Here is a 17,542-nt window from a genome sequence, read left to right as displayed (position 1 = left end):
TACGAACTCCGAGCGGTTGTCCCGGTCAGGCGCGGCCGCTAGAAGCGCGCCATGTGTGCGTGCACCGCGCGCACGTACGCCTTGGTGTCCGGCAGCATCCCGTGCGCCTGGATGCCGCCCAGGCCCTGGTAGTAGCCGCCGATGGCCTCGTCGAGGTTGCCGGCGTGAGTCGTGAGGTAGCGCAGGACGACCACACCTGCGGTGACGTTGTCACGGGCATCCAGCAGGTTGAGCCGGTGCCGTGCCAGGCCGGCCGCCCAGGTGCCGGTGCCCGGCATCACCTGCATGACTCCGATGGCGTTGCACACCGACACGGCCCGCTGGTTCCATCCGGACTCCTGCCAGGCAATGCCGAGGGCCAGCCTCGGGTCGATGCCATAGCGGTGTGCGGTGCTGACGATCAGTGACTTGACCGCGGCACGCGAGGGCGCGGGCCGCTTCGCCAGGTAGCTGCGGGTCGAGATCGCGGACTCCACCACCTTCTCGGGGTAGGTCCAGCCGGCGAAGGTGCGTTCCTTCTTGGTGAGGTGCTTCGGTGCCTTCTTCGTCGCCTTCTTCGGCGTCGCCCTCCCCGCGACCTGCAACCGCTGGCCGGTGCGCACCAGGTTGGCGTTGCTGAGGTGATTGGCCTTGAGCAGCGCGGCCAGACTGGTGTGGTGCGCCAGGGCGATCGAGCTGAGGGTGTCGCCCGCTCGCACGGTGTAGGACGTGTGGTGGGCCGCCGGCTTGGCCGCGTGTCTCACGGCGGACCGTGCGGGTTTGGTGGAGGTGACCTTGGCGCTGGTGGGGACCCGCAACTCCTGGCCGAGGCGCACGAGGTTGGCATCGCTGAGGTGGTTGGCCTTCATCACTGCGCCGACCGTCGTGTGATGGGTCAGAGCGATCGAGGTGAGGGTGTCGCCGGAGCGCACGGTGTAGCCGCTGGTGCGACGGGTCGGTGTCTTCGCGGCCCGGTGTCGTTGCGGGACCGGCTTGGTGGCCGGTGCCTTGGAGCGAGTGGGACTCGAGGCCGGCACTGCGATGTGCTGACCGGCCTTGATGTCCGACGAGTGGTTCCGGTCTCGGAGGGCGGTCACGGTGGTGCCATAGCGTGCGGCGAGCGCGCTCAGGGTGTCACCGCGGCGCACCGTGTAGATCTTCCAGTGGCGCGTGGCCGACTGCGCTGACTTCTTGCCGTGCTCGGCATGAACGACGGCCGGTGGGGGTGCCTGCGCCATGGGTGCCATGTGGGGGTGTGCCTCCTGTGACGCATGTTGCACGAGCGTCTAGTGTGGTGTAGTTCCCTGGCAACCTAGCGGAATGTCGCCCAGATACCCGCCAGGCAGGGCGGCGCGTGTCGCCCTGCCCGGCCCTGCGTGATGATGCCGGTGGCTGCCCGGATCACCCGTGGACGAAGTCGGCCACGACCTCGCCGAGGCGCTCGCCGGCGTCCTCCTGCAGGAAGTGACCGGCGTTCGCAATGACGGTGTGCGGCTGTCCCTGAGCGCCCGGCATACTCCGCCGGAGGATCGGCGCCATCGCCGCGGTGATCGGGTCGCCGTCGCTGAATGCCACCAGAAACGGCGTCTCACTGTGGGTCAGACGCGCCCATGCGGCGCGGTTGGCATCGGTCGCCGGGTCGTCGGTGCGAGTTGGGACCAGCGCCGGCATCGCCCGTGGGCCCGCCTTGAACGACTCGTCCGGGAAGGGTGCGTCGTAGGCCGCGCGCACCTGGTCGGTCATCGGGGTGCGGCAGCCGGACTGCACAAAACGTCCGATGTCCAGTGTCTCGGCGGCCTCCACGGCCCGGCGAAACTGCCACCACACCTTCGGCATGTCGGTGTCGCCGGTCGGTAGGCCGGTGTTGGCCGCGACGATCCGGGCGAACCGGCCCGGGTGCTCGCCGGCGAGGCGGAGCCCGATCAGGCCGCCCCAGTCCTGCCCGACCAGCGTCACGTCGGTCAGGTCCAGCGTGTCGAAGGCCAGGCTGCGCATCCACTCGACGTGCCCGGCATACGTGTGGGCGGCGGTTTCGGACGGCTTGTCCGAGCGGCCAAATCCCACCAGGTCCGGTGCAACACAACGGATTCCACGTCCTGTCAGGACCCGGATCACGTGCCGGTAGAGGAACGACCAGCTCGGTTCTCCGTGCAGCAGCAGGGCCACCGGTCCGTGGGCCGGCCCCTCGTCGACATACGCCATCCGCAACTCGCCGTCCGGGGAAGGGACGGAGGCGTAGCGCGGCTCGTAGTCGAAGTCGGGCAGGTTGGCGAATCGGTCATCGGGTGTGCGAAGAGTGGGCATGTCGGCGATTATCGCAACGTCAGAGCCCGGGCTACACACCGATCAGTCAGCCACGTGGATCGCGATCTTGCCGCGGATGTGCCCCTCCATGCTGGCGCGGAAGGCGTCAGCCGCCTGCTCGAGCTCGAAGGTCTGGTCGATCGGCACCGTCAGCCGACCCTTGTCGGCCAGTTCGGCCAGCGCCTGCAGGTCGGCCGTGTCCGGGCGCACCCACATGTAGTGTCCGCCGCGCTCGGTCACCGAGCCGTCGGCGATCGAGGCGTGGCGGCCGCCCTCTGCGAGCACCGCGAGCGTGTCTTCCAGGACGCCTCCGACATAGTCGACCACCACGTCGACGCCGTCGGGGGCATGCTCGCGTACCCGCCCGGCGAGGCCGTCGCCGTACGTCACCGGCTCAGCGCCGAGCTCACGCAGGAAGTCGTGGTTTCGCTCCGATGCCGTGCCGATGACGCGGGCGCCGAGACTGCAAGCAATCTGCACCGCGAGGCATCCGACACCACCGGCCGCCGCGTGGACCAGAACCGTCTCGCCCTCGCGGGTGCCCAGCCGGGTGAGGGTCTGGTAGGCGGTGAGGCCGGCCAACGGGAGTGCGCCGGCCTGCGCCCAGTCCAAGGCGGCCGGCTTGTGGGCTGCCGTGCGCGCGGGTGCGGTGACCAGCTCGGCATACGTGCCGCCCTGGACCCAGTCCTTGCGTGCGTAGGCGATGACCTGGTCACCCACGGCGAACTCGGTGGTGTCCAGGCCGACCCGCTCGACGACCCCTGCCACATCCCAGCCGGGGACGGCCGGCAGGTCCACGTTCATCAGCGGGTCCAGGCCACCGGCCACGATCTTCCAGTCCACCGGGTTGACCGAGGTGGAGTGCACGCGGATCTGGATCTCGCCCGGTCCGACCTTGGGCTCGCTCACCTCGCGTAGTTCAAGGACCTCGGGATTGCCAAAGCGCGAGTACGTGATTGCCTTCATGGCGATGACAGCGTGCGGGCTACGGAGAGTATTCCGCGAGCAAGCACTCGCCGACTCTCAGTACGGGTCAGCCCTTGTCCTTGGTCAAGGTCAGGCCCTTGGGCATGAACTCCATCATGAAGCCGCAGTTGCTGCACGTCAGCGTCTCCGACTCCTCGCTGGCCCAGCCCAGGCCGAGAAGCTCGGCGCGGGACGAATTGAGCTTGACGCGGCGGCGCCAGAACAGCAGGTCCCGACAATGGGTGCACGTGACCGCGACGCCCGCGCCGTCGCGGTATAGACCGGCATCTTGAAGAGCCCCATGAGCATCCCCCTTGATGTGGAGGCTCAAACGCTACCGCTCGCGCGGGTTGTGCTGGTGTCCAGGTCCTTCTTGGTCAGGACGGCAACGGTCGTCAGATCGATCTCGTGCAGCGTGTTCGCTCCCGGCTCCGAGCGATCGATCGCGCACACGACCGTGTGCACCGTGGCGTCGAGCCCTCGCAGCGCGAGTGCGGCGTTGCGCACGGCCCCACCCGTGGTGACGATGTCCTCGATCAAGGTGATGGTTCGCCCGGCGAAGTCGCCGCCCTCGGCCAGTTTGCAGGTGCCGTACTTCTTGGCCTCCTTGCGGACGAACAGCGCCGGCAGTCCGGTCAGCGAGCTGACCAGCGTGGCGATCGGCACCCCACCCAGTTCGAGGCCCCCGAGGATCTCCGTGTCCGCGGGCAGCAGCGCAACCATGTGCTCCGCCACTTGCCGCAGCAGGAGGGGATCCGCCTCAAAGCGGTACTTGTCGAAGTACTCGTTCGTGGTGAGGCCGCTTCGGAGGGTGAACTCTCCGCGGATGCGGGCAGACTGGTCGAGGGCGGCAGCGAGCTCATGAATGTCGTCGGGCACAGCCCCATGATGTCATCCGACGCCGCTCGGATCAGATCATCCCGTGGGTGCGAGGCGTCGCCAGACCTGTTCCATGCTCGCAACCTGCTGCGCAGGATCCACCGGTTGTATCGACGGACTAGCAGCACTGCCAGCCTGAGAGCGAAGGCGGATGCGACAAGGATCAGCAGCACAGTCTAAGCGTGGGAGTAACCGTCGCTGTGCCCCAGGTGGTCCGTGCGCGACGTGGTGGGTCACATTGCGAGTTACGACGTGCTCAGCTGGCCCGCGGGGGTGGCGTTGTTCGCCCGTTCGGGATTCTCGCCGGACCGCTGCAACCGGGTCGGCGTCGAGCCGAGCCGCCAGCTTCGGACGGAGGAACTGGTAGCCCGGCTTCGTGCGCATGCCGTCCCCCGGGGCGTCACGACAATGTTTGGCTGCGCGATCGCCCTCACCGACGGCCTGATCCATCACCAGGATATTCGCCGAGCACTAGGCAATCCACGGGCGGTGCCCCAAGAGCGACTGGTCGCGGCGCTGGAGTTTGTACCTCGCGCGCGTACTGCCCGCGCCCGCGAACCTCCGCGTGCTCCGGGTGATCGCGACCGACATCCACAGGACGCACGGAACCGGTCTCGAGGTGCGCGGGCCGGGCGAAGCTCTGCTCGTTTCCCTCGCAGGCCGACCGCAAGGCCTGGCTGACCTCGAGGGCTCCGGACCCGACACCTTGGCAGCAGGCTGCTCCGGTGACCGATCGTTCAACGGGCACCGGTGCGGGGCGAGAGCCGAACATGACGCCCGTAGGAAATGGGCTCGGCCCGAGGGACTCTGCGGTGGTGCACTGTGCGCTCTGCCCGGTTGGGGACCCTCGGGTTCGAGCAGTCGTGATTTTGGTCGTCGGCTGCATCGGAGCACAGTCCGGTCACCGAACGCTCACCGGCGACGACACGCAGAAGATCGAGGTCCCGAGCTCAAATCTCCGGACCGTCCCACACGGTGCTCTATGGGACGCCCACAACGATGGCGGCGCACCGCAAAGCCGGTCGCTCTACAGGGGACTTCACCCAGCCAACTGGCCGACCGTTCCGCTACCTCGAGTTCGGGCACCGCTGCTGTGACACCGGCGATCATCGCCGCTACCGGCGGGCGATGAGTCGCCTGCTGAGTCGGTGGCCCGCCTGGCGTGCCCGGCGCTTCAGGTCGTCGACGGCCAGCACCTTCCGTGGAGTCATCCACCCCTGGGAGGGCTTATGCATCGCCCAACCATCGCCCAGGACCACGGCGGCATGCTGTGCGGTTCCCTGCCGATCGCGCCAGACGAGCACGGTGCCGGCTTGGTGGTCGCCTCCGCCTGGGCCGGTGTTGTCGCTCAGCCACTGCTCGAACGGCTCCTGCGTCATCCACTGCTCGGCGGCGGCCGGAACGCCTGCGGTCGCCATCACCGTGCCGAAGCAGTTCGGGCCGCTGGAACGCGCGAAGGTGCCCGCGAGGTCGCGTGCGCCAGGCAGAACCGCAGCCGCCTGCCGCCAGGTCTCTGCGCCCACCCGCGCATGCTGGCTGGGCAGCATGTCGTCCGCGACAAATCGCAGGAGCGGCTCGTCACCGGCACGGTCAAGGGTGTCTGGCCACCACACGAACCGATACCCGTCACCATCGACGCGTAACTCATTGCGCAACTGCCGGCCTGTGCTCCGCAACGTCGGCACCGCACGACGGCCCGCGACGACTTGATAACGCACGAGTGCAGCACGTGTCTCGGCACCCAGCCGGGTGAACACCTCGTGAGTCAAGCCGACCAGGTCGCTGTGCTGGTCCTGGTCGTAGAGCAAGAACGTGTCCTGCAGTTCCATCGACATTTCTAGTGGCAGACCCTCACCCACGATGGCGCGTAGCTGCTCGTTGACGACGAAGGGCTGCACCTCAGGGGCGAACCACCCCCGCCACTGCCTGATCAAGTGCCTATCGGCGGGGACGCCGACGACCCGGACCGTCTCTGAGCTCACCACGCACGGGAACATCTCACGGCGAAGCCAGACAGCACAACTAATTTCGAAGCTGGGACCTTGTCCGGCCGACGCCGAGTGGCGGGCACGAATGCCCGCAAGCGGAACCATCATCGGCGACAGGAAGCTGCGGTCTCGGTCGCCACCGTCCGTCTCCTAGTGATGTCACCGGTTCGTGCGAGGTTGGGGGGGTGACGAGAACCCCGTTGTTCACGGCCCTGAGCATCGATGGCTTCATTGCCGATGCGGACAATTCTCTGGAGTGGCTGTTCGAGGCCAGTTCGGTAGGCCGAAGTGAGGACGGATTCAGGCCGTTCTTCGCCGGCGCCGGCGCCATGGTTATGGGTGCCCATACCTATCAGTGGGTGCTGCAGCACGAGCGGCTCTTGGACGATCCGGGCGAGTGGCACGGCTACTACGGCGATACGCCCTGCTGGTTTACCGCAGTGGATCGTGACGGACGGTTCATTCACCTCATCTACCAGGTCACGACGACGGCCGCCGCCGCCAATTGAGGAACGACCACCGGGACCGATGCGGCGATCCTCTCCCAGTCCGGTGGCGTCGCGGTCGACGTCCCGCAGGGGTGTCCTGTACGGCACGCCCACGACGATGTCTGCGCACCGGTTGAGCTCGCCATCGGCTTACGAGACCAGCTAGCACTTGTGCTACTTATTTGTATGGGCACAGTAGGACTGCGGGAACTGCGGCAGGACGCATCTGAGTTGGTGCGGCGGGTACAGGCCGGTGAGGAGATCACGATCACTGTCGCTGGCCGGCCCAGCGCGCGCTTGATTGCTGCGGCCCCTCAGCCATGGCGCAGTTTCGAGGCGATCGCGGAGCTGTTTGACGGCCCGCAAGACTCTGAATGGGCAACGGATCGGGACCGCATCGATCAAGCAATTCGTGACCCCTGGACCGTGGCGTGAGGGCGATCCTTGACACCAGCGTGGTGATCGCCATCGATGTTGGCCCCCTGGAGGGAGATCTGGCCATCAGTTCGGCCACGCTGGCCGAGCTGCACTTCGGTGTGCTCGTGACCACGGAGGCCGGTGTACGCGCCGAACGGCTGCGCCGGCTGTCCATCTTGCAGCACCACTTCGATGCCTTGCCCGTTGATGAAGCAGTGGCGGCAAGCTACGGGCGACTGGTCGCCGCGGTCGTCACCGCCGGACGCCAGCCTCGAGCACGAACGATGGACCTGCTCATCGCGGCAACCGCGCACGCGCACTCCGCACGCGTCTACACTCGCAACGCGAAAGACTTCCTCGGCGTGGACAGCCTGGTCGAGATCGTCGCAGTCTGACCAGGTCAACCCACCGCTCGTTCACCCCATCACCGGTGACCGATCCGCGTGTGGGATAGGCGAGGTCGACAGCCCTTGCGCACGCGGAACAAGATGACGCGTGGAGTTCCAACTGACCATGCTCACCTCGGTGACGACGCAGACGTCGATGCGAAGTACGCGCAGCTGACGGATGCGGGCTACCACGGTCGGATGACACCGCAGCGCACCAACGCACCCTACGCAGCAATGGTCGACGATCCCGACGGCAACGTCATCCTCTTGACCTCCGACAACGCGCTCGGAATCCACGGCGCCACGCGAGGGACCGCCCATCCTTGGTGGAATCCTACTGGGCCGACCTGGAACGCAACGCGTGGTCGTGTACCGGCGCCGGCTGGTACGCGCACCTTTCCCGCACGCCGTCCGGAGGATGGACTCGTATCCCATGCATGACGTCAAGACGCGCGAGGTTCCCGAGCAGGACCGGCTCACCGAGCAGGTCCATGTAGATGTCGCCCAGCTCCCGGCGTGGATCGTGAAGGCTGGTGCCTGCCGATGCCAGCACGCCAGGAGCCCTGTGAGAGGTCTACTTCGCCGATCCCTCCGACGGTGACGAAAACGAGCCTGTGGCCGACATCGCGTACCCCATCAAGTAGGTGCGCGACCCACTGCACCACGCCCAACCACCTTCCGGGTCGCGCGAGTGGCGCGTAATCGCCGGCCATTCGGAGGACGACCACATCGCCGGACGACCCGTCCCGCAGAGCCTTGGATCGTCGATCGTGGGCGGGTCCACGGGCCCGGCTACAGGTTGAGAACGAGGGAGAGGGCCTCGTCTACGGACCGCATCTCGGTCATGGTCAAGCAGCCGGCTTGCTCCGTGAGGCGGTTCAGGTCGACGGTGGCGACTTGGTCGCACATGACAAGAGTCTCGTTGTTGGCGATGACAACCGCCGGTCGGAAACTGGCCGGGCGGGCGCTCGTGCTGGTGAACGCGACGATCCAGGTGCTCAAAGAGAGCCAGTCCGGTTGCAGTACGACGGCGTACCGGCGGCCACGCTGTTCGTGACCCTTGCCCCGTGCCGGCAGTCGGTAAACCTCACCCCTCATGCAGGGCTGCGATGTCGTCCTGGATCGCACGGATCTCGGCGAGGTCAGCGGGGTCGTCGGCGAGTGTCCGGGCCTCCGCGGCAGCAATTGCGCGACGTTCATCGCGGCGCATGGCGGCAAGGGCGGTGAGGATGACTTGGTCTGCGGTCTGATGCCGCGCGGATCCGATGGAGCGGAGGAGGTCACGGGTGCTGGTCCGCACTTTGACGGTGGTGGTGGTCGCCATGCCGCCAGTCTACTCGAGGTAGACCGGCGGCCAGGAGAAGCTCAGCCCTCACAGGCTGAGGCCCGTAGGACGATCGGTGTGCGGAACGGTCTGATGGGGGCTCGGGTTCTTAATCAGACAGTTGCTCCTTTGGTGCGCGTGGGTTGGGCAGACGGAGACTGGGCGCGGCGCCAAACCTGCGCACCGACCGACGACCAGTCGTGTCACGCCCAGTGCTTGGTTAGCCGGCCTGCTGCAGTTCGATTTCGATGCGTCCCGCATCGATCGCTGCCCATTGGAACGCGATGAACGTCGGCTTCCCGGTCACGGTCAAGACGGCGACCTATGTCGTGTCATCGATCCGGAAGACCGTACGTGGCATCAGCGATCGCTCAAGCGCGACGCCTTCCCAGAACCCAACGAGATCGGCACCGCGCGACGTGGCCACGCGCACTCCGTCATCGGCACTGAGCATCTCGTGCCAGTTGCCCTCGTGCTCGAGTTGGGCGAACGTCGGCCGGTGACGGTTCGTCTTGCGGGACTGTCAGCAGGTGGAACGACCGCTCTCGCCGGTAGACCAGCGCCTTTTTCATCGACTTCGCACTTTCCCGCCTTACCCCTCATCGAGATCGCATTATCCGGCCCCGTTTTCGCAATTTCGGGCAGGATGGTGCGATCTCGTGCGAACATCGGTCCAAAGACTGCTGCTTCGCGCAACAAGCCATCACCGTCGACCGATCCGCATGCGGGCCATGGCGGCGAGCACTGCGCTCAACCGGCTTCGGCGACCCTCTTCAGCCCGGCGAGCATGTCCTCCCACTTCTGCGAGAACTGCCGCGCCTGTCCTGGGGAAGGTCCTTATCGCCGCTTGGCGGGCTGTCGTGGGTAACCTCCAGCAGGCGGGCCGGCTCGGCCGCGAACCTCGCCCTTGTCTTGGTACGGCTCGCCCTTCCACTGGCCCGACCAGGTGATCGGGCTGCCCGGCTTCCAGTCGGTCTCGGCGCGCGAGCCCATCATGTATTGGGCAACCTGGTCTGGGTCGGTCAGCGCGTTCCACACTCGCTCGGGTGGCGCGTCTACCTGTGGGGTGCGGAACTGTCCGATGGAGCCCGTCGTGCACATACAGGCCAGCGAGGCCAGCCCGAGCCGCCCCACAAGCCGAAGGCACCTTCGGGACGACACACAGGTCAACACGTGTCAGGACCTGCGTAGATGACCCCACGTCGCCGGTGGATAGGCTCCGCCTGCCGACGCGCGGATAGACGCTCACTCGCTGCAAAATCATGCAGATGCGAACCGCGCTCCTGTCGAACGACCAGTGACGTCAGAGGTCATCGACCAATGGCGCGGGAGTTCACCGACACCCGAGCGTGCGGTCGCGCACCTGCGGGCACCCGCCGGACCCTGGCGTGGCAGGCTTGGGCCGTGAACGACATAGAGACTCTCGTGGGTCATTGGCTCTCCGTGCCGGAGGTTGCGGATGCCCTGGGCATCCCGCACCGGCAGGCCCGCAAGATGATTGCGGACGGCGACATCCTTTCGCAGCGGGTGGGTGCCAACCAGGCGGTGGGCGTGCCCGCCGTCTTCATCAAGGACGGGGCGCTGCTTCCTGCCCTCGCCGGCACGGTCACCGTGCTGCTGGACGCACACCTGAGCCGGGACGAGGCGCTGCAGTGGCTGTTCACCCCGGACGACACGCTGCCGCTCGACGGTGCGCCCATCGACATGCTGGTCGCCGGTCGGAAGGCCGAAGTGCGCAAGCGGGCCCAGGAGATGGCGTTCTGACGACGAGATGAGCCATCTCGCCTACACCGCGATGCTGGTCTTCTGCCTCGTGGGGACTGTGCCGCTGGTGCCGGTCTTCGGTTTGCGCCGGGTGCGGCCCCGGCGGGTCCTGCTGACCGCAGTGTGCGCCGGTGCGCCGTTTCTGGTGTGGGACATCGCCGCCGCCCGGGCGGGTCAGTGGTCCTTCGATGCGCGGCAGACCCTGCCGGTGCGCCTCCTCGGCCTGCCCCTCGAGGAGTATGCGTTCTTCCTGGTGATTCCGTTCGCGGCGATCGCCACGTATGAGGCCGTCGGGGTCATGCTGCGCCGTCGCAACGGGGCGCGCCCTCCGGATGGGCGCGGGCGATGAGCTACACCGTCGCCGCGGCGGTCGCCGTCCTGGCGGTGCTGGTCATCGACCTGTTCGTCACGCGGACCCGTCTGGTCTGCACCCTGCGGTGGTGGCTGTCCTACGCAATCATCGCGGCGTTTCAGCTGCTCACCAACGGATGGCTCACCGGACGCAGCATCGTCACCTATCGACCGGACGCGATTCTCGGCGGCGGCGCCGTGCGGTTCATCGGTGACTGGCGACTGGCCTACGCACCGGTGGAGGATCTCGGGTTCGGGTTTGCGCTGGTCCTTCTCACGCTCATCGTGTGGAGCCGAGTGGGTGGTCGGGAACGCCGCTGAGCGCGCGCAGCACACCGGTCGTTCGGCGTGCTGCCGGCACGACGACCCGTCCGGCGAATACGTTGTAGTCGGTCCGCTCGATCTCGGTGAGGATGCCGGAGTAGAGCGCGATCGCCGACCGGATGCAGGGTCGGACCAGTCCCGGGAGCATCGGCACCCCGGGCGCGGCCGCGGCATACAGTCCGCGGGCCCGGTCGATCTCGAAGGCGAGCAGCCGGCGCACCGCGGGGGTCGGCACGCCGTCGGCGACGCACACCTGAAGGTCGGCGGGCGTCACGTCACACGCTGTGAGATCCTCGATCGGCAGGTAGATGCGCCCGAGCCGCAGGTCCTCGGCAACGTCGCGGACGAAGTTGGTCAGCTGAAAGGCCTCGCCGAGCAGGGCGGCATACGGCGTCGCGTAGGACGGGGCGGACAGCACCGGCGCCATCAGCTCGCCGATGACGGCGGCGCTGCCACGCATGTAGCGCCGGAGGTCGCCCCAGGTCTGGTATCGGGTGACGTGCAGGTCCAGTGCCATCGAGTCGAAGAACTCCTCGAGCAGCCGGGTCGACAGGTTCAGCTCGGCGAGGGTGTGCCAGGTGGCGGTGAGCACCGGGTCCGTGAGTGGACACGGTGGGGCGGCCGCGCCGAGCGTGGCGCAGGCGTGCTCCCGCCAGGTGATCAGGTCCTGCCCTCTGGTGTCCTCGCCGACAGGCACCGTGTCGACGATGTTGTCCGTCACACGGGCGAGCGCGTAGAGCGCCCAGACGTGACGGCGACGCGCTCGGGGTAGCAGACAGGTTGCGCGGTAGAACGACCTGCCGTGCTCGGCCTGGATGCGTCGGCACTGCTCGTAGGCACCGGCCAGGGCCGGATCGGGTCCGCTCATGAGGGCGACGCGCCTACCAGCCGTTCGGCGGCGAGCCGCCCGCTGATCAGCACCATCGGCACGCCGACGCCGGGTGTCGTGCCGGAACCGGCAAGCACGACTCCGGGAGCAACCACGCTCGGCTGACGGAACGGTCCGGACTGGGTAAAGGTGTGAGCCGCGGAAAATGGCGTGCCCGCAGGCAGTCCGCGCCGCTTCCAGTCATGGGGCGTGATGAGCTCCTCGACCTCGATGTCCAGGTCGCCATAACCCGCCGTCGCGAGATGGCGCAGCAGCTGGTCGCGGTACAGGGGGCGGATCCGATCCCAATCGACGGGTGAGCGTCCGGAGTCCAAAGACGGCGCCGGAAACAGCGCGTAGAGGACGTCGCACCCGGCCGGCGCCAGGCTCGGGTCGGTCCGCGTGGGCACCGACACGAGGAACGACGGATCGCGCATGAGTCGGCCGTCCGCGAGGTCGTCGAAGACCTCGTCCCAGGCGTGTCCGAAGTGGATGCGGTGGTGCGCAGCGCCGGGCACCCGCCCGCGCACCCCCGCGGCCAGGAGCACGCAGCTGGGGGAGCGCACGACGCGCTTGCGGGGGGTTCGTCCGAGCAGCGCGAGCGAGCACTCGGGCTCGGCGGTCAGGACCACCGCATCGGCGGTGAGCGCGCGAGCATCGGTGTGGACCCGGTGGCCGCCACCGTGCCGTGGGGCGACCCGCTCGACTCGCTCGCCGAGGCTGATCGAGACGCCGTGAGCGCGCGCGGCTGCGGTCATCGCTGCCGGCACCGCGTGCATCCCACCGGCCGGGTAGGAGACCCCGTGCCCGAGGTCCATGGCGGTGATGACGGCGAAGAGGCCGAGTGCACGGGCGGGGGACACCCCTGCATACAACGCCTGGAAACTGAACGCTCGCCGCAGACGCTCGTCCTGGAAGAAAGACGCGACCAGCGGGCCGAGCCGCCCGAACCCGCCGAGCCGGGCCACTCGTGCCAGATCTGGTTGCAGGAGAGACACGAGCCCATCGATGTTGTGGTCGATGAAATGGGGCATGACCACCTCGTAGAGGCGTTCCACGTGACCGGCGAACCGGTCATAGCCGGCGGCCTCGGCCGGTCCGGCGAAGGTCTCCACGGCGGATCGCATCCGCGCCCGGTCGGTGACCAGGTCCAGCGCGGAGCCATCCGCGAACCTCGCCTGGTATGCCGGGTCCAGACGGTGCAGCTCGACCCAGTCCTCCAGGCGCTCGCCGACGGCGGCGAAACAGCCGGCCAGCAGGGGGATCTCGGTCAGCACCGTGGGGCCGGTGTCGAGCCGGTAGGCACCAGACCGGCCGGTGCGCTCCGTCAGGGGAGCCCGGCCGCCCACCCAGGGTGCCTGCTCGACCACGCTCACCTGCACGCCGGCGCCGGCGAGGTGGAGTGCTGCGGACAGCCCGGCGAGGCCGGCCCCCACGATGACGACATGGTCTGGAGTGGCAGCACTCCCGCGGTTCACGACGTGCGCGCGGTGGAGATCCGGGCGAGATCGCTCAGCATGGTCCGTCCGAGATCGGACAGGTCCGCATCCGCCAGATGCCGGCCGGCCGCCCGGACCCGGGCGTCGATGAGGTCCTCGGTGCGATCCACGGCGCCCGTGCGTTCGCAAATCTCGCGCAGGACCTCGACCTGACCCTCATCGAGGTCGGGACGGCCGAAGGTGCGCCGGAAGTGCTCCAGCTCGGCCGGTGTCGCGCGATCGAGTGCGTAGGCGATGAGGACTGTGCGCTTGCCCTCGCGCAGGTCGTCTCCGGCGGGTTTGCCGGTCCGCGCCGGGTCCCCGAAGACGCCGAGCAGGTCGTCGCGCAACTGGAAGGCCTCACCGAGCGCGAGGCCGTAGTCGGACAGGTGTCGCAGGGCGGACTCGTCCGCGCCGGCGCAGGTGGCGCCGATCAGCAGGGGGTGCTCGACGGTGTACTTCGCGCTCTTGAACGCGATCACCCGCAGGGCGCGCTCGACCCGCTCGCAGGTCGGCACCCCGGCCCAGCTGCCGGCCGCCTCCAGCACGTCGAGGAACTGGCCACCCATGAGCTGGGTCCGCATGGTGTCGAAGATCCGCCGGCCACGGCGCAGCTCCTCCTCGGGCAGGCCGCTCGTGCTGTAGATCTCGTCGGTCCAGTTCAGGCAGAGATCGCCCGCCAGGATCGCGCCGGCGTCACCGAAACGGTCTCCGTCGCCCGCCCAGTCACGCTCCCCGTGCAACTGCGCCAGCCGGCGGTGCGCGGTCGGCATGCCCCGGCGGGTCTCACTGCGATCCATCACGTCGTCGTGCAGCAGGGCGGCGGCCTGGAAGACCTCCATCGAGCTGGCCGCTCTCACCAGAGCGTCGCTGTCCTCGCCTCCGGCAGCCCGGTAACCCCAGTAGAAAAAGGCGGCGCGCAGCCGTTTGCCGCCGCGCAGCAGGTCGAACACGCTGGAGACCAGGTGGTCCATGTCAGTGCCGAGAGGGGCGAGCACCGCCTGCTGGGTGTCACGCTCCAGGTCGAGCGTGCGCTGCACGCGGGCGCGCAGCTCTTCGACATCGAGGGGCTCAGGCACCGAGGCATCCTTCCAGAACGTGGTTGGCTCCAGCCTAATTGCCGCACGCGCCCCTAGGATCAGCGGTATGACTGTGCCCCGGCCCCAAGCCATCGGACCACGCGGACGAAGCATTCCGCAGATGCTCGAGGAGGACGGGCCATCGTTCAGCTTCGAGTTCTTTCCGCCGAAGAGCGATCGCGCCGAAGCGCTGCTCTGGGAGTCGATCCGCCGGGTCGAGCAGCTGCGCCCGACCTTCGTGTCGGTGACGTATGGGGCCGGTGGGTCGACTCGGGACCGCACGGTGCGGATCACCGGTCGGATCGAACGAGAGACCACGCTGACGACGATGGCTCACCTCACCTGCGTCGGCTCGTCGGTGAGCGAGCTGCGGCAGGTGGTGGGGGCGTATGCCGACGCGGGCATCCGCAACGTGCTGGCGCTGCGGGGCGACCCGGCGGGTGGACTGGGGGCGCCGTGGACGCCACATCGGGACGGCCTGGACCACGCCGACCAACTGGTGTCCATGGTGCGATCCCTCGGCAGCTTCACGGTCGGGGTGGCCGCGTTCCCCGACACTCACCCGGAGTCGGCCGACCTGGCAGAGGACGCGGACGCGATTGTGCGCAAGGCCGATGCCGGTGCGCAGTTCGCGATCACGCAGATGGTGACCGACGTCGATGCGTACCTGCGGCTGCGGGACCTCGTCGCGGGCCGTGGCCGGTCCATTCCGATCATCCCGGGCCTGATGCCCGTGACGGCCTACGGGCAGTTGGAGCGGATGACCAAGCTGAACGGACAGCCGCTGGCGACGGATGTGCTGGACCGGATCGGCGCGGTCAAGGACGACCCCGATGCAGTCCGCGAGACCGGCGTGCAGATCTGCACCGAGCATGCGACACGGCTGCTCCAGGAGGGTGCGCCGGGGCTGCACTTCATCACGATGAATCGATCCACCGCCAGCCAGGAGGTGTTCGACAACCTGCGCGCCGTCTCCACCAGGCACTGATCGGCCACCCCGCGTGCTGCGGTCGTCCGTGTCGGTGGGCGCAACTAGCCTTTCCTCATCGAACAAAAGTTCGATGAGGACGGATGAGGAGACGGTGAGATGACCATGACGGCAACGACACGGCGACGCGCGGCGCGACAGACCCCACCCGCGGTCGCAGCAACCGTGCTGGGCCTGGTGGACCGCGCGCGCGATGGGCTGCTGCAGGCCTGCCACGTGGCCGCCGCCGCGGAGCGCTATGAGCTCGCCCACCTTGCGGCGTTGCGGGCCGCGGCCGCGCTCCTGGCCGGGCGCGAGGGGGCCGACGTTTCGCGGTCCGGGCCGCGAAACGTGTGGGCCGCGGTGCCGGTGGTGGCGCCGGAGCTGGCCGAGTGGGCCGAGTTCTTCGCCGAGACGAGTCGGCGACGGCAGGCGGTCGAGCGGGGCTCAGCGACGGTGTCCACCCGGGAGGCCGACGACCTGGTGCGACAGTGCGAGACGTTTCTTGAGCTGGTCCTGGCCGCGCTCGGCCTGCCCATGCGGGCCCCCGTTGCCACCTGTGTCATACCGACCAGGTCCACGCGCCCGGTGATCTGAGCACGGGTACAGTGCGGGCACAAAGTTGGTGTGTGCAGCGTTGCATAGGTAAGGGTTGCCTGGAGTAGATCACCATAGGGAGTCCGGATGTTCGGCATTGTGCGGAGATGTCCACGGGATAACTACCGCTGCGTACTCATGGGATCTATCCTCGAAGTAGCAGAAGGTCGCGGTGGCACCAGTGGTGCTGTAACCTCACGTCACCGCGCCGAGGACACGCGAGTAGTAGTGGGAGGTTGAAGTGCCGCTCTCCGAACACGAGCAACGCCTGCTCGAACAGATGGAGCAGGCTCTGTATGCCGAGGACCCGAAGTTTGCCTCCCATATGGTTGCCGACCCCGCGCGATCGCGCGCGCGGCGTCGAATTGTCGTCGGTGCCCTCGGTGTCGTCGTCGGGTTGGGTCTGGTGCTGGTCGGCGCGATGAGCCAGCAGGTCTGGCTGGCAGTCGTCGGCTTTGTCGCCATGGTCTCCGGCTGTGCCTACGCACTCATGCCGGCGCGGCACCATCTCGGCACCGTCGAGGACGACGGCAGCGTTCGTCCCGCCCGGACCCCCACGCAACGACCTCATCACGGGGGCGGCCCGTCGCGGTCGCGGTCCAGTGGCGGTTTCATGGAGCGACTCGAGGAGCGCTGGGACCGCCGTCGACATGGCGGCTGATCGAGTCGCAGCACCTGCCGACAGGTCATAGAAGGGTGCCCGTGCCACCGGTCCGGTAGCGCGGGCACCCTTCTATGAGTTGCTGGCTGTCAGCCTTCGGTCGGCACGTCAAGCCGGTCTGTCTCGTCAATCACTTCTTCTGCAATGGTGCGGAGCTTGTCCAGGTGCTCGCGTCCGTGGTGCGCGCAGAAGAGCAGATCTTGGCCGCCTGTCAGGCGGGCCCGGATAAAGGCCTGGGCGCCGCAGCGGTCACAGCGGTCGGCTGTGGTCAAAGTAGGGGCAAGTGCAGTAGTCATGGTCAGCCAACCTTTCGTCGGGACACCCTGGTGGGTGCCATCGGCGGGGCCCCTTTGCTCGGGGGTTCCATCTTAGGACGCTTCTTGAAGGTTATTCGTTGCACCCGTGGGATGGGCTTGGCGCTGGATCCTTCGCGATCCTTCACTGATAACAACAGTGAAGCACGACGGGCGATTCCCGTGTCGGACATTCTCACGGTGTGGCTCACCTCACAGGTTCCTGCCGATGGCGCTCCTCGGTCGTGCCTTCGCGGTGTAGTCGGTGCCGGCGGTTATCCTTCGGTCAGCGCACATTGATCCAAGGAGCTTCCTTCGTGGCCCTCAGCACCACAGCACGCACACCGACCCCGTCCCAGTCGACCTCCAACGGCGGCCCCGCACCCCGTACGAACGGGAAGAAGCCGAACGAGTCGGGCTACACCG

The 17,542-nt window shown here is 67.8% G+C and carries 24 protein-coding genes; 11 read left to right on the top strand and 13 right to left on the bottom strand.

Features of this window, described 5'->3' with window-relative positions:
- Positions 1-38: 38 nt before the first annotated feature.
- The 5 genes from FGL98_RS07915 to pyrE all read right to left on the bottom strand — a co-directional run bounded on the left by FGL98_RS07915 (position 39) and on the right by pyrE (position 4,128).
- Entirely contained in the window at positions 39-1,217 is a 1,179-nt protein-coding gene (locus tag FGL98_RS07915) for a lytic transglycosylase domain-containing protein (protein ID WP_186526047.1), read from the bottom strand.
- Between the two features lie 163 nt (positions 1,218-1,380).
- On the bottom strand, positions 1,381-2,283 hold the full coding sequence (locus tag FGL98_RS07910) for a haloalkane dehalogenase (protein WP_146316218.1): 903 nt from the start codon (positions 2,281-2,283) through the stop codon (positions 1,381-1,383).
- Between the two features lie 42 nt (positions 2,284-2,325).
- The gene (locus FGL98_RS07905; protein WP_146316217.1) at positions 2,326-3,249 is read right to left on the bottom strand and encodes an NADP-dependent oxidoreductase; all 924 of its coding nucleotides are present in this window, start codon (positions 3,247-3,249) and stop codon (positions 2,326-2,328) included.
- 67 nt (positions 3,250-3,316) lie between these two features.
- On the bottom strand, positions 3,317-3,580 hold the full coding sequence (locus FGL98_RS07900) for a hypothetical protein (protein ID WP_146316216.1): 264 nt from the start codon (positions 3,578-3,580) through the stop codon (positions 3,317-3,319).
- A complete protein-coding gene (pyrE, locus tag FGL98_RS07895; protein WP_146316215.1) occupies positions 3,577-4,128 on the bottom strand; it encodes an orotate phosphoribosyltransferase in 552 nt (183 codons plus the stop codon). The genes FGL98_RS07900 and pyrE overlap by 4 nt, the downstream gene beginning before the upstream one ends.
- Before the next feature lie 198 nt (positions 4,129-4,326).
- Between pyrE and FGL98_RS27085 the strand changes: the two genes are divergently transcribed.
- The gene (locus tag FGL98_RS27085) at positions 4,327-4,809 is read left to right on the top strand and encodes a maleylpyruvate isomerase family mycothiol-dependent enzyme (RefSeq protein WP_146316302.1); all 483 of its coding nucleotides are present in this window, start codon (positions 4,327-4,329) and stop codon (positions 4,807-4,809) included.
- Between the two features lie 434 nt (positions 4,810-5,243).
- On the opposite strand, the gene FGL98_RS07885 is transcribed toward FGL98_RS27085, so the two are convergent.
- Positions 5,244-6,113 (bottom strand): hypothetical protein, encoded by an 870-nt coding sequence (locus FGL98_RS07885; RefSeq protein ID WP_146316214.1) that lies wholly within the window; start codon positions 6,111-6,113, stop codon positions 5,244-5,246.
- A gap of 188 nt (positions 6,114-6,301) precedes the next feature.
- Here FGL98_RS07885 and FGL98_RS07880 point away from each other — a divergent pair, with 188 nt between their 5' ends.
- The 4 genes from FGL98_RS07880 (at position 6,302) to FGL98_RS27080 (ending at position 7,851) form a co-directional block, all read left to right on the top strand.
- Positions 6,302-6,625, top strand: a complete 324-nt coding sequence (locus tag FGL98_RS07880; RefSeq protein WP_146316213.1) for a dihydrofolate reductase family protein — start codon at positions 6,302-6,304, stop codon at positions 6,623-6,625.
- Between the two features lie 165 nt (positions 6,626-6,790).
- Positions 6,791-7,039 (top strand): type II toxin-antitoxin system Phd/YefM family antitoxin, encoded by a 249-nt coding sequence (locus FGL98_RS07875; protein WP_146316212.1) that lies wholly within the window; start codon positions 6,791-6,793, stop codon positions 7,037-7,039.
- On the top strand, positions 7,036-7,416 hold the full coding sequence (locus tag FGL98_RS07870; protein WP_146316211.1) for a type II toxin-antitoxin system VapC family toxin: 381 nt from the start codon (positions 7,036-7,038) through the stop codon (positions 7,414-7,416). The genes FGL98_RS07875 and FGL98_RS07870 overlap by 4 nt, the downstream gene beginning before the upstream one ends.
- Before the next feature lie 93 nt (positions 7,417-7,509).
- The gene (locus FGL98_RS27080; RefSeq protein ID WP_425460987.1) at positions 7,510-7,851 is read left to right on the top strand and encodes a VOC family protein; all 342 of its coding nucleotides are present in this window, start codon (positions 7,510-7,512) and stop codon (positions 7,849-7,851) included.
- Positions 7,852-8,202: 351 nt separating this feature from the next.
- Here FGL98_RS27080 and FGL98_RS07865 read toward each other — a convergent pair whose 3' ends face one another.
- The 3 genes from FGL98_RS07865 to FGL98_RS07855 all read right to left on the bottom strand — a co-directional run bounded on the left by FGL98_RS07865 (position 8,203) and on the right by FGL98_RS07855 (position 9,868).
- A complete protein-coding gene (locus tag FGL98_RS07865; RefSeq protein WP_146316210.1) occupies positions 8,203-8,508 on the bottom strand; it encodes a type II toxin-antitoxin system PemK/MazF family toxin in 306 nt (101 codons plus the stop codon).
- Positions 8,498-8,734: a hypothetical protein gene (locus FGL98_RS07860; RefSeq protein WP_146316209.1), complete on the bottom strand. Its 237-nt coding sequence runs from the start codon at positions 8,732-8,734 to the stop codon at positions 8,498-8,500. Before FGL98_RS07860 ends, FGL98_RS07865 begins: the two co-directional genes overlap by 11 nt.
- Before the next feature lie 837 nt (positions 8,735-9,571).
- Positions 9,572-9,868: an SRPBCC family protein gene (locus tag FGL98_RS07855; RefSeq protein WP_146316208.1), complete on the bottom strand. Its 297-nt coding sequence runs from the start codon at positions 9,866-9,868 to the stop codon at positions 9,572-9,574.
- Between the two features lie 270 nt (positions 9,869-10,138).
- Here FGL98_RS07855 and FGL98_RS07850 point away from each other — a divergent pair, with 270 nt between their 5' ends.
- Genes FGL98_RS07850 through FGL98_RS07840 form a run of 3 tightly spaced genes read left to right on the top strand, consistent with a single transcriptional unit; the run spans position 10,139 to position 11,170 of the window.
- Complete coding sequence (locus tag FGL98_RS07850; RefSeq protein WP_146316207.1) at positions 10,139-10,498, top strand: Rv2175c family DNA-binding protein; 360 nt, start codon at positions 10,139-10,141, stop codon at positions 10,496-10,498.
- A 7-nt stretch (positions 10,499-10,505) separates the two neighbouring features.
- Complete coding sequence (locus FGL98_RS07845) at positions 10,506-10,847, top strand: lycopene cyclase domain-containing protein (protein ID WP_146316206.1); 342 nt, start codon at positions 10,506-10,508, stop codon at positions 10,845-10,847.
- Positions 10,844-11,170 (top strand): lycopene cyclase domain-containing protein, encoded by a 327-nt coding sequence (locus tag FGL98_RS07840; RefSeq protein ID WP_146316205.1) that lies wholly within the window; start codon positions 10,844-10,846, stop codon positions 11,168-11,170. Before FGL98_RS07845 ends, FGL98_RS07840 begins: the two co-directional genes overlap by 4 nt.
- On the opposite strand, the gene FGL98_RS07835 is transcribed toward FGL98_RS07840, so the two are convergent.
- The 3 genes from FGL98_RS07835 to FGL98_RS07825 are packed head-to-tail and all read right to left on the bottom strand — an operon-like array spanning position 11,130 to position 14,598.
- A complete protein-coding gene (locus tag FGL98_RS07835; protein WP_146316204.1) occupies positions 11,130-12,041 on the bottom strand; it encodes a phytoene/squalene synthase family protein in 912 nt (303 codons plus the stop codon). The two genes, FGL98_RS07840 and FGL98_RS07835, sit on opposite strands and share 41 nt — an antisense overlap.
- Complete coding sequence (gene crtI, locus FGL98_RS07830) at positions 12,038-13,519, bottom strand: phytoene desaturase family protein (protein ID WP_146316203.1); 1,482 nt, start codon at positions 13,517-13,519, stop codon at positions 12,038-12,040. Before crtI ends, FGL98_RS07835 begins: the two co-directional genes overlap by 4 nt.
- On the bottom strand, positions 13,516-14,598 hold the full coding sequence (locus FGL98_RS07825; protein ID WP_146316202.1) for a polyprenyl synthetase family protein: 1,083 nt from the start codon (positions 14,596-14,598) through the stop codon (positions 13,516-13,518). The genes crtI and FGL98_RS07825 overlap by 4 nt, the downstream gene beginning before the upstream one ends.
- Positions 14,599-14,665: 67 nt before the next feature.
- Between FGL98_RS07825 and FGL98_RS07820 the strand changes: the two genes are divergently transcribed.
- The 3 genes from FGL98_RS07820 to FGL98_RS07810 all read left to right on the top strand — a co-directional run bounded on the left by FGL98_RS07820 (position 14,666) and on the right by FGL98_RS07810 (position 16,823).
- Positions 14,666-15,586: a methylenetetrahydrofolate reductase gene (locus tag FGL98_RS07820; protein ID WP_146316201.1), complete on the top strand. Its 921-nt coding sequence runs from the start codon at positions 14,666-14,668 to the stop codon at positions 15,584-15,586.
- A 99-nt stretch (positions 15,587-15,685) separates the two neighbouring features.
- The gene (locus FGL98_RS07815; RefSeq protein ID WP_246136430.1) at positions 15,686-16,162 is read left to right on the top strand and encodes an SAV_6107 family HEPN domain-containing protein; all 477 of its coding nucleotides are present in this window, start codon (positions 15,686-15,688) and stop codon (positions 16,160-16,162) included.
- 241 nt (positions 16,163-16,403) lie between these two features.
- Entirely contained in the window at positions 16,404-16,823 is a 420-nt protein-coding gene (locus FGL98_RS07810; protein ID WP_146316200.1) for a DUF3040 domain-containing protein, read from the top strand.
- A gap of 89 nt (positions 16,824-16,912) precedes the next feature.
- Here FGL98_RS07810 and FGL98_RS07805 read toward each other — a convergent pair whose 3' ends face one another.
- Positions 16,913-17,119: a DUF7455 domain-containing protein gene (locus tag FGL98_RS07805; protein WP_146316199.1), complete on the bottom strand. Its 207-nt coding sequence runs from the start codon at positions 17,117-17,119 to the stop codon at positions 16,913-16,915.
- Positions 17,120-17,542 lie beyond the last annotated feature (423 nt).

This window comes from Leekyejoonella antrihumi, assembly GCF_007845645.1.
Classification (GTDB): Bacteria; Actinomycetota; Actinomycetes; order Actinomycetales; family Dermatophilaceae; genus Leekyejoonella; species Leekyejoonella antrihumi.
Note: the sequence above shows the minus strand (reverse complement) of the source record. Positions and strands in the feature narration are given on the sequence as shown.

Excerpts from the sequence above, each read along its gene's own strand:
- FGL98_RS07915 (WP_186526047.1), bottom strand. The coding sequence starts at position 1,217 with ATGGCGCAGGCACCCCCACCGGCCGTCGTTCATGCCGAGCACGGCAAG.
- FGL98_RS07910 (WP_146316218.1), bottom strand. The coding sequence starts at position 2,283 with ATGCCCACTCTTCGCACACCCGATGACCGATTCGCCAACCTGCCCGAC.
- FGL98_RS07905 (WP_146316217.1), bottom strand. The coding sequence starts at position 3,249 with ATGAAGGCAATCACGTACTCGCGCTTTGGCAATCCCGAGGTCCTTGAA.
- FGL98_RS07875 (WP_146316212.1), top strand. The coding sequence starts at position 6,791 with ATGGGCACAGTAGGACTGCGGGAACTGCGGCAGGACGCATCTGAGTTG.
- FGL98_RS27080 (WP_425460987.1), top strand. The coding sequence starts at position 7,510 with ATGACGCGTGGAGTTCCAACTGACCATGCTCACCTCGGTGACGACGCA.
- FGL98_RS07865 (WP_146316210.1), bottom strand. The coding sequence starts at position 8,508 with ATGAGGGGTGAGGTTTACCGACTGCCGGCACGGGGCAAGGGTCACGAA.
- FGL98_RS07860 (WP_146316209.1), bottom strand. The coding sequence starts at position 8,734 with ATGGCGACCACCACCACCGTCAAAGTGCGGACCAGCACCCGTGACCTC.
- FGL98_RS07845 (WP_146316206.1), top strand. The coding sequence starts at position 10,506 with ATGAGCCATCTCGCCTACACCGCGATGCTGGTCTTCTGCCTCGTGGGG.
- FGL98_RS07840 (WP_146316205.1), top strand. The coding sequence starts at position 10,844 with ATGAGCTACACCGTCGCCGCGGCGGTCGCCGTCCTGGCGGTGCTGGTC.
- FGL98_RS07835 (WP_146316204.1), bottom strand. The coding sequence starts at position 12,041 with ATGAGCGGACCCGATCCGGCCCTGGCCGGTGCCTACGAGCAGTGCCGA.
- FGL98_RS07820 (WP_146316201.1), top strand. The coding sequence starts at position 14,666 with ATGACTGTGCCCCGGCCCCAAGCCATCGGACCACGCGGACGAAGCATT.
- FGL98_RS07815 (WP_246136430.1), top strand. The coding sequence starts at position 15,686 with ATGACCATGACGGCAACGACACGGCGACGCGCGGCGCGACAGACCCCA.
- FGL98_RS07805 (WP_146316199.1), bottom strand. The coding sequence starts at position 17,119 with ATGACTACTGCACTTGCCCCTACTTTGACCACAGCCGACCGCTGTGAC.